Raw genomic sequence first — 14,308 nt, 5'->3', positions numbered from 1 at the left:
CCGTACTAAACTCCGCGCACAACGTCACGGGGGAATCACAGATGGCGATGGCTGAACCAGACACAGCAGGTGATATCGGGGACCGGATTCGCATCGCCCGCCAAGGGCTGGGACTGACCCAGCGCGAGGCCGCCGAGCGGGCCGGCCTCAGCGTCGGAGCGCTGCGGGACCTGGAGCAGGGCCGCAGACGGCGTCCGCGGGGCTCCTCGATCCGGGCGCTCGCCGAGGTCCTCGGCATGACCCTGGAGCATCTCGCCCGGCCGGACGCCGGCGTACGGCAGTCCCGGTCCGGGCCGGTGGACCCCTCCGGACCACTGCGGATCCTGGTCCTGGGTCCGCTCGTGGCGAGCCGGTCGGACGTGCCGCTGGCGGCGCTGTCCGGTCATTGCCGGGTGGTGCTGGCCCGGCTGGCCCTGACGCCCAACCAGCCGGTGAGCACCGCGGAGCTGATCCGGCTGGTGTGGCCGGGCCGGGCGCCGGCGACCGGGCCGAACGTCCTGCAGACCCACGTCAGCCGCCTGCGCCAGGTCCTCGAGGCGGGCGCCGACGACGACGAGCCGCGGGTGCTGACCCGCACGCCGAGCGGATACTGCCTGCACGCCGGGGAGGAGCAGGTCGACATCCTCGCGTACCGGCGGCGCCTGGCCGACTGGCGGCGCGACGCGGTGACGCATCCGCAGCGGGCCTTCGATCTGCTGAACGAGGCGCTGGAGCTGTGGCGCGGGCACAGCGCCGCCGAGGACGTGCCCGAGCTTCAGGAGGATCCGCTGGTCATCGGCCTTCGCGACGACCTCGTGGAGATGGCCGTGCGATGGGGTTCGCTGGGCGAGTCGCTGCGCCGGCTCCCGGAGACCCTGCCCCGGCTACGCCCGCTGGCCGCGCGGCACGGGTGGCACGAGAGGCTGCACGCCCGCCTGGTCGTCGCCCTGGCCGCCTCCGGGCAACAGGCGGCGGCGCTGGAGGCGTACGACGCGATCCGCCGCCGCCTGACCGAGGAGCTGGGCATCGATCCCGGCACCGAGCTCGAGGAGGCACGCCGGTCGGTGCTCACCCGCGGCTGGGAGGAGAAGCCCGCCCCGCGTCCAGGGCCCGAACCGCCGGGCGCGCCGGCATCCCCGCCCGCGCCGCCCGCCGACTTCACCGGCCGCGCCGAGGAGCTGCACCGGCTGGAGCAGGTCCTGCGATTCGCCCCGCACCGCGCCGCCACGCAGCCGGCCACCCTGTGTGTCATCTCCGGGATGCCCGGCGTCGGAAAGACGAGCCTGGCGCTGCGCGCCGTCCAGGCGGTACGCCAGGATTTCCCCGAGAAGCCGGTCTACCTGGATCTGCGCGGCGCCGACCAACGCCCGGCCGGTACGGCGGAGACGCTGACCAGGCTGCTCCGCGCGCTCGGGGTGGACGGGCGGCGCATCCCCGACGACGCGGAACGCACCGCGGCCCTCTACCAGGAGGTGGTGGCGGGCCGGCAGCTGCTGATCGTGCTCGACAACGCTCGCGATGCCGAGCAGGTCAGTCCGCTGGTGCCGCCGCAGGCGGGATCCGCCGTCGTGGTGACCAGCCGCAACCGGTGTGCCGGGCTGCCCGCGACCGTTCACCTGCCGTTGCCGCCGCTCGGCCCGGCGGAGGCGATCGAGCTGCTGACCCGCCGGCTCGGCGAGCGCCAGGCGACGTCCGATCCGGCCGCCACCGCCGCGCTCGCCGAGGCCTGCGGGCGCCTGCCGATCGCGCTCCGGGTCGTCAACGGGCACCTGGCGGGCAACCCCGCGCAGACGGTGCGCGAGCTGCTCGACGACCTGCGCCGGGCGCCGGCCGGGCACGGGCGGCCCGGCATCCTCCCGGTCGACGCGAGCTTCGACCTCAGTTACCGGCAGCTGGACCGGCGGTGCGCGGAGGTCTTCCGCGAGGCCACGCTGGTGCCCGGCGACACGTTCACCGCCGCGGCCGTTGCGGCGCTGACCGGCCTGGGCGTCGCCGACGTGGAGCGGGCGCTGCGGGACCTGGCCGAGGAGAACCTGGTGCAGGCGGCCGGCGCCGGCCGCTACCGCTACCACGACCTGCTGCGCGCCTACGGCAGCCGGCGCCTGGCGCTCGAGCGGACCCCGGCGCAGCGCGGGGACGGCCTGGCGAGGCTCTGCGAGTGGTACCTGGCCCGCACCGCGGCCGCGATGCGCCTGGTGTACCCGTCCATGGTGCGGCTGCGGACGGACGTGGACGACCGGCCGATGTGCTTCGAGGACATCGACGCCGCTCTGGCCTGGCTGGACGAGGAAGTCGACGCTCTGGCCGGTCTGATCGAGCTGGCCGCGGACGGCGAGCTGCGCGGCCGCGCCTGGCAGCTCGCCGACCAGCTGCGCGGCTACTTCTTCGTGCGGCGCGACGTCCTCCGCTGGCTGGCGACCGGCGAACTGGGCCTGACCGCGGCGCGGGACGCGGGTGACCTGCGGGCACAGGCGGCCATGCGGCAGACCATCGGCCAGGCGCATTGGTCCGCGGGCCGGCACGAGCTCGCGCTGAGCGCCTACCGGCACGGCGCTACCGCGGCGGCCGCCAGCGGGTGGACGGTGGGGCAGGCGTACCTGACGCACAATCTCGGTCTGGTGCACGCGGAGCTCGGGCATGTGACCGAGGCGCGGCGGCTCTACGCCGAGGCGCTCGCTCTCGGCGAGGGCGACGAGTTCATCCACATCCGCGCGGTCACCCTCAACGACCTGGGTACGCTCTGCAGCGAGCAGGGCCTGCTCGCCGAGGCGGTGGACCATTTCGGCGCGGCGCTGGCGATCAACCGCGGCGCGGCGCGGCGCCCGTCGGCGATGGCGAACCGCGGCAACCTGGGCATGGTGCTCCGGCAGATGGAGGAGTTCGGCCCGGCTCGCGAGCACCTGGAAGAAGCCCTCGGCTACTACCGGGCAACAGGCTCGCACCGCAACGAGCTTTCGCTCCTGGACGAGCTGAGCCACCTGCACCGGCAGCTGGGTGAGCTGGCCCCCGCCCTCGACGCCGCCGCGGAGGCGCTGCGCATCGCGGTACGGCTCGACGACGTGAAGGCGCAGGCGGGCGTCCGGAACACCCTGGGGCTGGCCTGGCTCGAGGCGCGGGCGGTCAGCGACGCCCGGGCGCATTTCGACGCCGCCCTGCGACTGAGCCGCGAGCGCGGGTACGCCTACCTGGAGGCGCAGGCCGGTGTCGGCGTCGGCCAGGCGGCGCTCGCGGGCGGTGACACGGCCGGCGCGCGGGAGGCGGCCGGGGAGGCGGCGCGGACGGCCCGGCTCCGCGGCTACTCGCTGCTCGCGGGCGACGCGTCGATGGTGCTGGCCCGGGCGGCCCTGGCCGACGACGACCCGGCGGCGGCCGCGGCGCACGGCCGCGACGCCGCCGAGTCGTACGGACCCGGCGGGCCGCCGGACCGGCTCCGCGAGCTCGACCGGCTGCGGACCCGCATCGTCAGCCACGCCTAGCTCGTCACCGGGAGCGCGGTCGTCCCGCATTACCGGCGTTCGGCGAGAAAATCATCGCGGGTGTCGGATCAAGGTGGGTGCCGGGCGTCTGAATGGTAGGAGCAAGTGATGGCCACGCAGCTGGAGGGCACGAACCGATGAAGTACGTGATGATGTTCGCCGACACGCCGGAGTTCGAGGCGACGCTCGCGGCGATGGACGACGCCGAACGCGCCCGGTCGACCGGGCGGGTGATGGCGTGGTTCGCCGAGCACGAGGACAAGGTCACCTACCACGAACGCCTGATGCCGCCCGATTCGGCGACCACGATCCGCCTCGACCGGGACGAGCCGCTGGTCACCGACGGTCCGTACGTGGAGGGCAAGGAAGTGGTCAGCGGGATCGCGGAGGTCGACGTGGCCGACCTCGACGAGGCGCTGCGGATGGCCCGTTCCTGGCCGGGCTGCCCGATCGTGGAGATCCGGCCGGTCATGGAGATTCCGGCATTTGGCTGAGGAGAACGACGAGCTGGCCCGGGTGGTGCGCGACCACGCGGGCCGGCTCGCCGCGTCGCTGGTGCCGCTGATCGGGGACTTCAGCGCGGCCGAGGACCTGGTCGCCGACGCGGTCGAGGCGGCGCTCAAGCACTGGCCGGCCGAGGGCATCCCGGACCGGCCGGACGCCTGGCTCTACACCGTGGCCCGCCGGAAGGGGATCGACGCGTTGCGCAAGCAGCGGCGCGAACCGCCGGTGCCCGAGCCGCCGAGGAGGGACGACCGCCTCCGGCTGATCTTCACGTGCTGCCATCCGGCCCTGCCGCGGGCCGCCCAGGTGGCGCTCACCCTCCGGGTGGTGTGCGGGCTGACGACCGCGCAGATCGCCAAGGCGTTCCTGGTGCCGGAGAGCACGGTCGGGCAGCGGCTCACCCGGGCCAAACGCAAGATCGCGGACGCCGGGATCCCGTACAAGATCCCGGAGCCGGACGAGCTCGCGGCCCGGCTCGACGACGTCCTGGCCGTGGTGTACCTGCTGTTCAACGAGGGCTACCAGGGCGAGGAACTGCTGGCCGAGGACGCGGAGTTCCTCGCCGGCCTGCTGCACACGCTGATGCCGGCCGAGGCCGAGGTGGCCGGCCTGCTGGCGCTGATCCGACTGCACCGGGCCCGCCGCACGGCCCGTTTCGACCCGGACGGCGAGATCGTCCGGCTACCGGATCAGGATCGCCGGGCGTGGGACCACGAGGCGATCGCGGAGGCCGGGCGCCTGATCGCCGTCCCCGGTGACGAGGCTCCAGCGGGCCATCGCCGTGCGGTACGTCGACGGCCCGGGCAAAGCGCTGGCCGAGACCGACCGGCTCGCCGCCGAGCTCGGCGGATACCACCTGCTGCACGCCACGCGGGCGGAGCTGTTGCGCGATCTCGGAAACGACGAGGAGGCGCGCGCGGCCGACGAGCGGGCCCTCGCCCTCACCACGAACCCGGCCGAGCAAAGCCTGCTGCGCAAGCGGCTCACTTGGTGATCGGCGCCTCCACCGTGCTGACCGCGACCGACGTCCCGCTCGGCACGGTCGTCCCGGCCGGCACGGCCTGGCGGGTGACCAGCGACGAGTCCGGCGCGTCGTCGGGGACCAGCAGCGTCACGTTGCTGCGGCTGGCCGCCTCCCGCGCCTCGCCGAGCGTCTGGTTGCGCAGCTCAGGAACCGTCTGCTGGCTCTGCCGCTCGGCCTCCTCGAGCAGTTCCCGTACGCGGATGCTGGTCCACAGATAGGTCAGCACGAAACCGGCGAGCACGCCGACGATGAGCACGGAGATGCCGACGGTGCTGGAGTACGGGGTGGCGCCGAGCGGCTCGTGCAACGCCTGGCCGAGGCTGCGCAGCCCGGGCACCACCTTGCCGAGGTTGACCAGGCCGAGGCCGATGACGATGGTGGTGAGCCAATCGGAGACCTTGATCAGGTTGGAGTTGGTCAGGTAGTACGTGGCCACCCGGGTCGGCGGCGGGGTGCTGGGCGCGCCGTCGGGGCTGCTGAGGTCGGCGACCCGGGCGCGCGGCAGTCCGAAGAGGAAGCCGAGCGCCGCGCCGATCGCCGCCGCCGCCACGAAGAGCAGGAAGACGGTGACCCCGGCGCCCCACGAGTCGGCGGCCCGGGTGAGCAGGATCGCCACCACGACCATCCCGGTGAGCATGGTCAGCGCCATGATCATGACGCCCCGCTGGATCTTGTCCCCGGCCCGGCGGCCCGGGCGGCCCGACCGGCGGGCTGATTCCCTCTGGGTCATGCGCGGCAGGGTAGGGCCTACCGGCCCCGCTGGTCCAGCAGGATCGGCCGCAAATTGTCCAGGACGGCGGGATCGTCGATCGTGGACGGTGGCGGCTCCTCGTTGCCGTCCGCGATGCCGCGCATGGTCCGCCGCAGGATCTTGCCGGAGCGGGTCTTGGGCAGCGCCGCGACGACGTCCACCCGGCGCAGCGACGCGACCGGGCCGATCTGCGCCCGTACCAGCGCGACCAGCTCCTCCTCGAGGCCGATCGGGTCGGCGTCGACGCCGCTCTTGAGCACCACGAAGCCGCGCGGCAGCTGCCCCTTGAGCGGGTCGGCCACGCCGATCACGGCGCACTCGGCGACCGCGGGATGCCCGGCCAGCACCTCCTCCATGGCGCCGGTGGAGAGCCGGTGACCGGCCACATTGATCACGTCGTCGGTGCGGCCCATGACGTACAGGTAGCCGTCCTCATCGAACCGGCCGCCGTCGCCGGTCAGATAGTTCCCGGGGTACGCCGACAGGTACGAGCGCACGTACCGCTCGTCGTCGCCCCACAGCGTCGGCAGGCAGCCGGGCGGCAGCGGCAGTCGCAGCACGATCGAGCCGTCCTCCCCGGCCGGCACGTCGGCGCCCGTCGCGTCCACGACCCGCACCCGGTACCCGGGCACCGGGAACGACGGCGAGCCCGGCTTGGTCGGCAGTTCCTCGATGCCCCGGGGACTCGCGGCGATCGGCCAGCCGGTCTCGGTCTGCCACCAGTTGTCGATCACCGGTACGCGCAGAAGGTCGCCGGCCCAGGCGTACGTCTGCGGGTCGAGCCTCTCCCCCGCCAGAAAAAGCAATCGCAGCGAGCTCAAGTCGCGCCCGCGAAGCGTGGCGCCCTCGGGGTCCTCCTTCTTGATCGCACGGATCGCGGTGGGCGCGGTGAACATGGTGTTGACCTTGTGTTGCGACGCGACCCGCCAGAACGCGCCGGCGTCGGGGGTGCCGACCGGCTTGCCCTCGTAGAGGACCGTCGTCGCGCCGGTGAGCAGCGGCGCGTACACGATGTAGGAATGGCCGACCACCCAGCCGACGTCGGACGCCGCCCAGAACACGTCGCCCGGCCCGGTGTCGAAAATGGACTTCATCGACCACCGCAGCGCGACGGCATGCCCGCCGTTGTCGCGCACCACGCCCTTGGGTTTCCCGGTCGTGCCGCTGGTGTAGAGGATGTACAGCGGATCGGTGGCCTCGACCGGCACGCACTCGGCCGGTGACGCGCCGTCGACCGCTTCCGCCCAGCTGACGTCGCGCCCGTGCCGCAGCGAGCCGGGGTGCTGGTGCCGCTGGAAGATCACGCATTTCGCGGGCTGGTGGCTCGCCGCGTCCAGGGCGGCGTCGAGCATCGGCAGGTAGGGCACCACCCGCCCGGCCTCCACCCCGCACGAGGCGGCCACGATCACTTTCGGTCGTGCGTCGTCGATGCGCGCCGCCAGCTCCTTGGCGCCGAAGCCGCCGAACACCACCGAGTGCACCGCGCCGAGCCGCGCGCAGGCCAGCATGGCCACCATGGTCTCCGGGATCATCGCCATGTAGATCACGACGCGGTCACCCTGCGCGACTCCCAGCCGGCGCAGCGCGCCCGCGAAAACCGCGACTTCGTCGCACAGACCCCCATAGGTGTACGACGTGAGCACGCCCGTGACGGGGCTGTCGTGCACGAGGGCCACCCGGGCTCCGTACCCCGCCTCGACGTGCCGGTCGAGCGCGTTGTAGCAGGTGTTCAGCGTGGCGCCCGGGAACCAGCGGGCGAACGGCGGGTTGTCGTCGTCGAGGATCCGGCCCGGCGGCGTCACCCAGTCGATCATCGTGGCCGCGTCCCGCCAGAAGCCCTCGGGATCGGTCACGCTCCGCTCGTACGCCCGCCGGTATTCGCCCATACGATCAGTCAGCACCCTCTCCGCCCGCCGCGTCCAGGAAGTTGCGCCGAATGGTGCGACGTTTGCGCCGAACCGGCCGGTGCAACCTTCGTATTACCGAAAAAAGCGGGATTTCACTCAGTAGTCTGATTTCATGGGTCTGTTCGGAAGCCGGACCGTTGACCGGCCCGCGGTGCAGCGCAATCCTCGCGACATCGAGGCGCTCGAGGAATTCGTGGCCAACCTCGAGAACGCGACCGACGAGGCCAGCACCTGGCGCATCCTCGCCTCCACGTACGTCGAGTTCTACGACATGGAGTACGTCGCCGCGTGGCTGGTCGAGAACGGCGCCGCCCGGCTGGAGTACGAGGTCGGCCGGCTCGTCCCGGCGCTCGCCGGCACCGCCGACCGGCCCGGCCTGGTCCAGCGGGCGATCCGCTCGCGGGAGCCGGTCTACGCCGACGAACGGGCCGCGGACGGCGACGCGCGTCTCGCCGCCGCCCTGCGCTCGGGCTGCCGCGCGGCGGTGGCCATGCCGATCTGCAACCACGGCGCGGTGACCGCCGTCCTGGAGTTCTACGGCCGCACCGAGGTCGCCGTGGACAATGCCCTGATCAGCAAGTGGGGCGCGATCATGCGGGTCGCCGAGCAGGCCCGGCAGGCCGCGCTCGCCGCCTTCATCACCCGCCAGCTCGCCGACGACCGGCTCGCCGTGACCACTGTCGTCGGCGCCCTCGGACACACGAATGACTCCGCCAAGGCGCTCAAGTCGGCGCTCGACGCGGTCCGCACGGCATTCGGCTGGGCCTACGGCTCCTACTGGGAGATCGAGGAGCAGGACAACGTGCTGAGGTTCAAGGTCGAGTCCGGCTCGGCGGGCGACGAGTTCCGCAAGGTGACGCTGGCGGCGACCTTCGCCGAGGGGGTCGGGCTTTCCGGGCGCGCCTGGCGGCAGCGGGATCTGGTTTTCGTACGCAACATCGGAGACCTGACCGACTGCGTGCGGGCGCCGGCCGCGACTCGGGCCGGGGTCCGTTCCGGCGTCTGCTTCCCGATCGTCAGCCTGGACCGCATCGTCGGCACGATGGACTTCTTCACCACCGAGTTCATCGACCTCAGCGAGTCCCGCGCCTCGGCCCTGCGCAACGTGGCGCAGCTCGTCTCCCAGCGCTTGGACATCGTGCGCAGCGCCGAAATCTCCGCGACCAACGCCCGCGCCCTCCTCGACACCGTCGACCGGCTGCGCGCGGCCACCAACGACGCGGCCCGGGTCGCCGACGAGGCGGTCGGCCGCGCCTCCGACATGACCGGCGACGTGACCGCCCTCGGCGACGCCTCCAACTCGATCGGCGACGTCATCAAGGTGATCACCTCGATCGCCGACCAGACCAACCTGCTGGCCCTGAACGCCACCATCGAGGCGGCCCGGGCCGGCGAGATCGGCAAGGGCTTCGCGGTCGTCGCCGGGGAGGTCAAGGAGCTGGCCCGGGAGACCGCCGAGGCGACCAAGCGGGTCAGCGAGCAGATCGCCGCCCTGCAGTCCACGGCCGAGTCGGTGGCCGCCGGGATCCGCACCACCAGCGACACGATCGGGCAGATGGACGCGGTACAGGCCCGGATCGGTGAAGTGCTCGAGGAGCAGGCCACGATGGCCCACGCCTTCGAGCGCTGAGTCTTCCTGGGGTTTTGGGGCTTTTGGATCTTTGGGGCGGCGGCCTTCGGGCCGCCGCCCCGTCCGTTCTAGTAGCGGAACCTCGCCACCAGCGTCTGCAGCTGGTTCGCGGTCAGGGCCAGCTCGTCGGCCGCGGCGCGGGTGTCGCCGACCGCGCCCGACGTGCGCCGGGTCGCGTCCGAGACCGTGCCGATCGTCTGGGCGATGTTGCCGGCGCCAGCCGCCGCCTCCGACAGCGTGCGGTTCATCTCCTGCGTGGTGGCCGTCTGCTCCTCCACCGCCGAGGCGATCGCCAGCTGGATGCCGTTGATCCGCTCGATGATCGCCGAGATCTCGCCGATCGCGGTGACCGCGCCGCCGGTGTCCAGCTGGATCGCCTGCACCCGGCGGGAGATGTCCTCGGTCGCCTTCGCGGTCTCCTGGGCCAGGTCCTTGACCTCGCCGGCGACGACCGCGAAGCCCTTGCCCGACTCCCCGGCCCGGGCCGCCTCGATGGTGGCGTTCAGGGCCAGCAGGTTGGTCTGCTCGGCGATCGCGGTGATCGTCTTGACCACCGTGGCGATCTCGCTGGACGACTCGCCGAGCCGGGCCACGATCGCGTTGGTCTGCGCGGCCACCTCGACGGCCTGCACGGCCACCTCGGACGCCTCGGTCGTGGAGACGCTGATGTCCCGGATCGCCGAGCCCATCTCCTCCGAGCCGGCGCTGACGACCTGCAGGTTGTTGGAGACCACGTCGGCCGCGGCGGCCACCGAGCCGGCCTGCGCCGACGCCTCGGTCGCGGCCGAGTCGACCTGGCCGGAGACCGCGGTCAGCTGGCTGGCCGCCGAGTTCAGGGTGCCGGCGTTGCCGGCCAGCTGCACGAGGTCCTCGCGCAGGCGGCTGAGGCCCTTGTCCAGGGACGCGGCCATGCGGCCCACCTCGTCTGCCGTGTCGACCCCCGAGGTACGGGTCAGGTCGCCCTCGGCGAGTCCCTCGGCCACGCGCGCGACGCCCTGCACGTCGCCGCGCACCCGGCCCGCCACCCGGAAGCCGAGCGTCAGGCTCAGCAGCACACCCAGCGCGAGCAGCCCGGTCACGGTGTACGTCGCCGTTCGTCCGGCCTTCTTCGCGCTGGCGATGCTCTCGTCGGACAGCGCCTGCGCCCGGGCCTGCAGCGTCGACTCGTCCGCCACCAGGGCGCCGTAGACCTTGTTGTAGTCCTCGGCGACCTTGCCCAGCTCGGCCGGCGTGAGCTTGGTGTAGTCCTTGCTGTTGAAGTCCAGGAACGCCTGCCAGTCGGTGTTGGCCTTCGCCACCGCCGCGGCGCCGGCCGAGTCGCCGGCCAGGCTCGCCGACAGGCTCGCGAGAGCGTCGGTCACCGCCGCCTTGTCGGCGTCGATGCCCTTCTGGATGACATCGGTCAGCGTCGGGTACAGCTTCAATGCCGACAAGCTGCCGCTGTACGCCTCGATGTTCTTGGCGAACGAGCCCGCCGCGGCCTCGACCGCGATCGTCCGGCGCTGCGCCGAGGCGGCGTCGGAATTCTGTGCGCGCAGCGTGCCGATGGCGACGCCACCGACGATCAGGCCGCTGACCGTGGCGGTCAAGACGGCCGTACCAATCTTTGTTCGCAACGACCTGTTGTCGAACGCCCTAGCCAGCCCCATCCCAGTCCTCCTGTCGCGCCTTCGCTTAGGGAAGATCGGCACCGAAGCGCCCCGGGATGAGGAACAGCGGCAAAGTTCCGAATCTGGACGGCCGGGCACCGATAAGGTCCGACCTTCCGGTACGCCCGATTCATGCGGCTTTCGGCCTGGTAGCGCCATTGCCGTCCTCGCTCCCGGCCTCTTCGGGCGAAACACCGCGAAGCGGGCGAGGCGGGCGGTACGGTCGCGATCATGGCTGCGGTTTCCAAGACCGTCGGCTACCAGCTCCCCTCCCCTCCCGAAGGTCGGCTGGCGCCGAACATCGCCGGACGCCCGGCCCCGCCGCGCCGTCGCGGACGCCCGCCCGAACGCCGGCTCGGCGAGACCGAGCTGCGCGCGCTGGTCGACCACGGCACGGCCGAGGACATGGCCGACGTGCTGCTCACCGTCGGCGAACCCGCGCGGCGGGCGCTCGGCGGGCTGGTCTCCACTTTCGCGGCTGAAACGGGGCCACCGCCGCGCCGGCGCGGTGGGCACGCCGACCGGGAGCGCCGCGAGTCGACGCTCCTGGTGGCGGGGGCCGGATGCCTGGCCGGGGCCGACCGGGTGGTCCAGTGGCTGCGGTCGCGGCGGTTCCGGCACTGCCCGTCGGCCGCGACGCTCGAGGCGATCGTGCGGGTGCTGTCCGCCGACGGGCGGCCGCGCATGCTCACGGTCGCGGGCGCGATGGCGCGGCAGCTGCGGGCGCGGGCGGCCTGGCCCGGCGAGTGGGCGGTCACCGAGGCGCTGCTGCTGGCCGCGGAGGTGCCGCCGCCGGGGACGGACGAGGTGGCTCTTCGGTGGATCCGGGAGCGGAGTACGGCCGGGGAGAGGCTGGCGGACCGGCTTGCCGAGGATCCGTGGCTCGATCGGCTGCTGCCGCGGGTGTTCTTCCCGCCCGATCACGTCGTCCTCGACAACCGGTGGGCGGGGGCGCTGGCGCGGCTCGCCTCGTCGGGGCGGCTCGAGCGGGGTGCGCTGATCCGGCTGGCGCTGCGCCGGATGGGTTCGCCGGGCCCGGGCGGCTCGCTGCGCATGGTCGTTGCGCTCTATCGACTGCTCGCGCCGGCCACTTCCGAGCTGGCCAAGCATCGGGCCGAGTTTGTGCGCCTTCTCGCCGGGCCGGAGGCGGCGGTGGCGGGGCTGGCCCAGGAGGCATTGATCGCCCTGGACGAGGCGGGGCGCCTCGACCTGGCGACGGTTGGGGCCGCGGGTCGAGCGGTGCTCCTCCGTACCGAGAAGAAGCTTTTCAGGACGCAGCTGGGCTGGATGTCCAAGGCCGCGGCGCGGCGCCCGGAGGGTGGCCGCCCGATCCTCGAGGCGATGGCGGCCGGGCTGGCCAACGAATCGCCGGACCTGGTCATGCTGGCTCGCGAGGCACTGGACAGGCTGCCTGGCGGCTCCGTCGTCCTGCGCGAGGCGACGCCTGCTCTGCCCGAGTTCCGCGCGGAAACGGCCGCTTCCTCGCCGGAGCGGGCGTCTTTGCCGCCTGCGGCCCACCCGGCCGCGCCTCCTCCGGAGCGCCAGCAACCGCTCTCCGCTGCCGCCTCGACCTCACCTGCTTCGTTGCTCTCGTGGGCGCCGGAGGCAGCCGCGCCGAATCCGGTCACCCCCGATGTGCTGGGTCCGGCCATCGACCGGCTCGCGACGGGGATTTCCGTCGCCGAAGCGCGCGCGGTCTCCCCGATGCGGCCACGGGAGTTTCCGGCCGCGCCCATCCGAATGACGGCCGACCCGATGCCGGCACCGATCGCCTCGGTCGCCGAGCTCGCGGAGGAGATGGCGGCACGGCGCCCGGACCCGTGGGAACCCGTGGCGCTGGAACGAATCCTGGCCGGGCTGGCCACCCTCGCCCGATCCGACCGGGCGGCCCTGGCCGTCGCGCTGACTCCGCTGCTGCGGGGGACGGAATCGCCGCTCGACGTGCTGATCCGCGCGTTGGCACACGGCCGGGGCGATTTCGTACCACGGTCTGACGCGCCGGCGAGGCCGAATCGGTACGGTGGTTCCCGGGAGACAACCACACACCCGTTACGAGACAACGGAATAGCCCACCGGCGCCGCCTCGGCGACCCGCGACGGCGTGCCGCGGTCCCGCCCCCGCAGGCGATGGTGCTGGGCCGCATTCGTGAGCTGGCCGAGCACCTGGCCGCCGGCGCGCCCCCGCCCCTGCTGGCCACGCCGGCCACGGCAGACGGTCACGTATACCCCGCGCGTGTCCTGTTCCGTCTGCTGGAAGCCGAACGCGACGGCTGGCAGCCCGCTCCGCACGACCTGACGCAGGCCCTGCTCCGCCTCCCCAGGCACGTGGACCCGGCGGTCGTCGCCGCCTCGGCCCGCCTGCGGTCGCCTGCGGGACGGCGATACGCGGCCTGGCTGCGGGCAGGCGGGCTCCCCGACCCGGCGACGGCCGCAAGGCCAACCCCCGGCGACCCCACCCGCCGGACGGTCACGCTCGGCCGCCTGGTCCCATCGGCCTGGGCGCCCGACGCCGGAGTCCACGCGGACGCTATCGGCGGAGCATCGGCGGTGCTCCACCGCCTGCTGACCGAGCAGCCGCACGCCCCCGGCGACGAGGCGGCACAGCCTGCCGGCACGCTCACCGCGCAGCCTCACGGCACCGGCGGAGCAACGGCGCCGCTCGACCGACCGCTCACCGCGCGGCTGGACGCCGGCGGCGGAGCATCCGCTGTGTTCCGTCCCCTGCTCGCCGCGCGGCCGGGCGACGACGAGGGCGGGCACGACGCGCGGTGCTGGCCGATGGTGCTGCCCAGCCACCGGGAGGTCGCGACGGTGCACTGCCTGGCGTGGGCCGGCCCCGACGGGCTGGACGGCGAGGTTCTGGCGGCGCTCGCGCGAGCGGAGGGACCGTTCGGGGCGGCGATGGCGATCGCTCTCGCGCGCGGGCTGGGCGCCGAGCACGCGAGCGCGCGAGACGCGGCGGTCGACGCTCTCGTGCATCTGGCCGCGCACGGTGGGCTGGACGCCGGGCTTCTCGGGCGAGAGCTGCGCCTGCTGATCGGCGACGACGTGGGCGAGACCGCGCTGGTGGGCACGGCCGCACGCGTGGCCGGCAGCCTGGCCGGCGCGGGGCGGGCGGGAGCCTGGCATCTGGTGTGGGCGTTGGCCTACGCCGCGGTGCCGGGACTGCTCCGTCTCGATCCCGCGCCGGTGGGTCTCGCCGAGCTGGTGGGAGTCGCGGCGGAGGCGGCCGAGGCGACCGGTGCGCGGGGGGAGCTCGACGGGCTCTCGGCGGCCGCCGAGCGGGTGGGTGATCCGCGCCTGCGGAGCGAGGCCGCACGCCTGGCGCGGGCGATCGGCTGACGTGCCCCCGGTCTCGTGACGGCAGCGGTGATCGCGCCGGGCTGGG

8 protein-coding genes and 1 pseudogene are annotated in these 14,308 nt (G+C 73.5%); 6 read left to right on the top strand and 3 right to left on the bottom strand.

Annotated features, from left to right (window positions below; translation table 11 throughout):
- Nucleotides 1–47 precede the first annotated feature (47 nt).
- From A3CQ_RS0138655 to A3CQ_RS64385, 4 genes and pseudogenes are all read left to right on the top strand, one after another.
- Nucleotides 48–3,455: a BTAD domain-containing putative transcriptional regulator gene (locus A3CQ_RS0138655; protein WP_169516341.1), complete on the top strand. Its 3,408-nt coding sequence runs from the start codon at nt 48–50 to the stop codon at nt 3,453–3,455.
- A gap of 137 nt (nt 3,456–3,592) precedes the next feature.
- Nucleotides 3,593–3,949, top strand: a complete 357-nt coding sequence (locus tag A3CQ_RS0138650; RefSeq protein ID WP_020516333.1) for a YciI family protein — start codon at nt 3,593–3,595, stop codon at nt 3,947–3,949.
- A 22-nt stretch (nt 3,950–3,971) separates the two neighbouring features.
- A pseudogene (locus A3CQ_RS55585) lies at nt 3,972–4,643 on the top strand (RNA polymerase sigma factor); the annotation flags it as partial.
- A gap of 70 nt (nt 4,644–4,713) precedes the next feature.
- The gene (locus tag A3CQ_RS64385) at nt 4,714–4,953 is read left to right on the top strand and encodes a hypothetical protein (protein ID WP_342663734.1); all 240 of its coding nucleotides are present in this window, start codon (nt 4,714–4,716) and stop codon (nt 4,951–4,953) included.
- Here A3CQ_RS64385 and A3CQ_RS0138630 read toward each other — a convergent pair.
- Together A3CQ_RS0138630 and A3CQ_RS0138625 are read right to left on the bottom strand one after the other, a co-directional pair.
- Nucleotides 4,943–5,713, bottom strand: coding sequence for a PASTA domain-containing protein (locus A3CQ_RS0138630; protein ID WP_085944360.1), 771 nt, complete (start codon nt 5,711–5,713; stop codon nt 4,943–4,945). The genes A3CQ_RS64385 and A3CQ_RS0138630 overlap by 11 nt on opposite strands.
- A 17-nt stretch (nt 5,714–5,730) precedes the next feature.
- The gene (locus tag A3CQ_RS0138625; RefSeq protein WP_020516328.1) at nt 5,731–7,620 is read right to left on the bottom strand and encodes a propionyl-CoA synthetase; all 1,890 of its coding nucleotides are present in this window, start codon (nt 7,618–7,620) and stop codon (nt 5,731–5,733) included.
- Nucleotides 7,621–7,753: 133 nt separating this feature from the next.
- Between A3CQ_RS0138625 and A3CQ_RS0138620 the strand changes: the two genes are divergently transcribed.
- A complete protein-coding gene (locus A3CQ_RS0138620) occupies nt 7,754–9,271 on the top strand; it encodes a methyl-accepting chemotaxis protein (RefSeq protein WP_020516327.1) in 1,518 nt (505 codons plus the stop codon).
- 68 nt (nt 9,272–9,339) lie between these two features.
- Here the strand turns inward: A3CQ_RS0138620 and A3CQ_RS0138615 are convergent, their stop codons facing one another.
- On the bottom strand, nt 9,340–10,860 hold the full coding sequence (locus A3CQ_RS0138615) for a methyl-accepting chemotaxis protein (RefSeq protein WP_020516326.1): 1,521 nt from the start codon (nt 10,858–10,860) through the stop codon (nt 9,340–9,342).
- A gap of 291 nt (nt 10,861–11,151) precedes the next feature.
- Between A3CQ_RS0138615 and A3CQ_RS0138610 the strand changes: the two genes are divergently transcribed.
- Nucleotides 11,152–14,262 (top strand): hypothetical protein, encoded by a 3,111-nt coding sequence (locus A3CQ_RS0138610; protein WP_020516325.1) that lies wholly within the window; start codon nt 11,152–11,154, stop codon nt 14,260–14,262.
- The last annotated feature ends 46 nt before the right edge of the window (nt 14,263–14,308 follow it).

Source organism: Paractinoplanes globisporus DSM 43857 (genome assembly GCF_000379645.1).
GTDB classification, from domain to species: domain Bacteria; phylum Actinomycetota; class Actinomycetes; order Mycobacteriales; family Micromonosporaceae; genus Actinoplanes; species Actinoplanes globisporus.
Note: the sequence above shows the minus strand (reverse complement) of the source record. Positions and strands in the feature narration are given on the sequence as shown.

Excerpts from the sequence above, each read along its gene's own strand:
- A3CQ_RS0138655 (WP_169516341.1), top strand. The coding sequence starts at position 48 with ATGGCTGAACCAGACACAGCAGGTGATATCGGGGACCGGATTCGCATC.
- A3CQ_RS0138650 (WP_020516333.1), top strand. The coding sequence starts at position 3,593 with ATGAAGTACGTGATGATGTTCGCCGACACGCCGGAGTTCGAGGCGACG.
- A3CQ_RS0138630 (WP_085944360.1), bottom strand. The coding sequence starts at position 5,713 with ATGACCCAGAGGGAATCAGCCCGCCGGTCGGGCCGCCCGGGCCGCCGG.
- A3CQ_RS0138625 (WP_020516328.1), bottom strand. The coding sequence starts at position 7,620 with ATGGGCGAATACCGGCGGGCGTACGAGCGGAGCGTGACCGATCCCGAG.
- A3CQ_RS0138620 (WP_020516327.1), top strand. The coding sequence starts at position 7,754 with ATGGGTCTGTTCGGAAGCCGGACCGTTGACCGGCCCGCGGTGCAGCGC.
- A3CQ_RS0138610 (WP_020516325.1), top strand. The coding sequence starts at position 11,152 with ATGGCTGCGGTTTCCAAGACCGTCGGCTACCAGCTCCCCTCCCCTCCC.